Source organism: Polaromonas sp. P3_C2, from assembly GCF_056402675.1.
Genome location: NZ_JBFUGX010000814.1, coordinates 1 through 1641 on the forward strand (window position 1 = coordinate 1; position 1641 = coordinate 1641).

Here is a 1641-nt window from a genome sequence, read left to right on the forward strand (position 1 = left end):
ACTTAAAAGGAGCCCCACTTGCCATGAACACCAYTCTCGTTTCACTGTTCGAGTACAAGGCCTGGGCGAACACCGAGCTCCACGCCGTCCTCGAAAAGTTTGATGCGCAGCAGCATCCCGATGAATTTCGTGCCATGCTTCACACACTCGATCACGCCAACGTTGTGGACCAGATTTTTCAGGGCCATCTGACCGGCGCCGCCACGCAGCGCTTCAAGGCAACGCACTCTGAACCTGCGCCGGGCTTGCCGGAGTTGCGGGAGATCGTGAGATCCACAGACGACTGGTACCTGCAGTTCGTACGCGGCGTCAGCGCCGAGCGTTTGAAACATCGGGTGCGTTTCACATTCACTGACGGTGACAGCGGCGAGATGTCTTGTGAAGAGATGCTGCTCCACGTCATTACGCACAGCGGCTATCACCGCGGGAGCATTGGCCAGATGCTTGAAGACATGGGCACTGACTCTCCGCCAGACTCCCTGACAAAGTTTCTGCACAGGCATGAACCGGAGCGGCGACTCGGACCCAAGGGTTAGCGAGGCGGGCGCACGGCAACGCATGCAGTAACGATGCCTAACCCCTCGTCCAACTCCCCCCTCAGTATCAACCCCGTTTGCACTTAACAACCCATGGCAACTTTGGACACCGGCCCTTTTTTTCACGGCACGAAAGCCGAATTGCAGGTAGGCGATCTACTGACATCAGGCTTTAAATCGAATTACGACGACAGCGTCGTGATGAATCACATTTATTTCACAGCCCTCTCCAAAGGTGCCGGGCTTGCCGCAGAAATAGCCAAAGGCAGCGGCAGGCCGCGAGTCTATATCGTTGAACCGACAGGGGAATTTGAGAACGACCCCAACGTCACAGACAAGAAGTTCCCAGGCAACCCGACGCGGTCCTATCGAAGCAAGCTGCCTGTAAAAGTTGTTGGCGAACTCGAAAGCTGGGAACCCTATGACTCACAGTTCATTCAACAACTGAGAAACCGCATAGAAAATGGCATGGGAAAAATCATCAATTGATGTGAGACAGCCCTGTGAAAAGAGCATCCAGTCGTGGCGATAGGGCCCCTGACGGGGTTTCGCCGCAAAGTGATAGTCTGGTTGTTTTTACGTGAGGCCGCACAGTCATTTGCTTTGCCATGTCATCAACCCTAACTCTTTATGGCTTGCCGCGCAGCGTGTATACGCGGATCGCCCGTCTAACGCTCGAAGAGAAAGCCGTGCCTTATCGAATCGAAGAGGTCGACATCTTCGGGCCAGGTGGCGTGCCTGCCGCCCACACCAAGCGCCATCCGTTCGGACGGATCCCCGTGCTGTGTCACGGAGAGCTGTCGATCTACGAGACGGCGGCAATCTGCCGTTACGTAGATGAGGCATTCCCCGGCCCATCGCTGCAACCGCCAACGCCGAGTGAGCGGGCGCGTATGGCGCAAGTAATCGGGCTGCTTGACTCCTACGCCTATCGGCCGATGGTGTGGGGAGTCTTTGTCCAGAGGGTTCGCCTGCCCATGACAGGCGGCTCCACCGATGAATCTCTGGTTGCCAAATCATTGAAAGAGTCCCGCATCGCCCTTGAAGCGCTTGCGGCTCTTGTCGGAGATTCACCGTTCCTTGCCGGCAACACCCTCTCTCTCGC

At 56.5% G+C, this 1641-nt stretch carries 3 protein-coding genes; all 3 read left to right on the forward strand.

The genetic code is table 11. From position 1 onward, the window contains the following. Nucleotides 1-536 (forward strand): DinB family protein (locus AC1DWI_RS22280; RefSeq protein ID WP_477725799.1); only part of this gene is annotated, 536 nt, incomplete at its 5' end. A 93-nt stretch (nt 537-629) separates the two neighbouring features. Then, nucleotides 630-1025 (forward strand): NAD(+)--rifampin ADP-ribosyltransferase, encoded by a 396-nt coding sequence (gene arr, locus AC1DWI_RS22285; RefSeq protein WP_477669319.1) that lies wholly within the window; start codon nt 630-632, stop codon nt 1023-1025. 119 nt (nt 1026-1144) lie between these two features. Beyond that, on the forward strand, nt 1145-1641 hold a 497-nt coding region (locus AC1DWI_RS22290), incomplete at its 3' end, for a glutathione S-transferase family protein (RefSeq protein WP_477725800.1).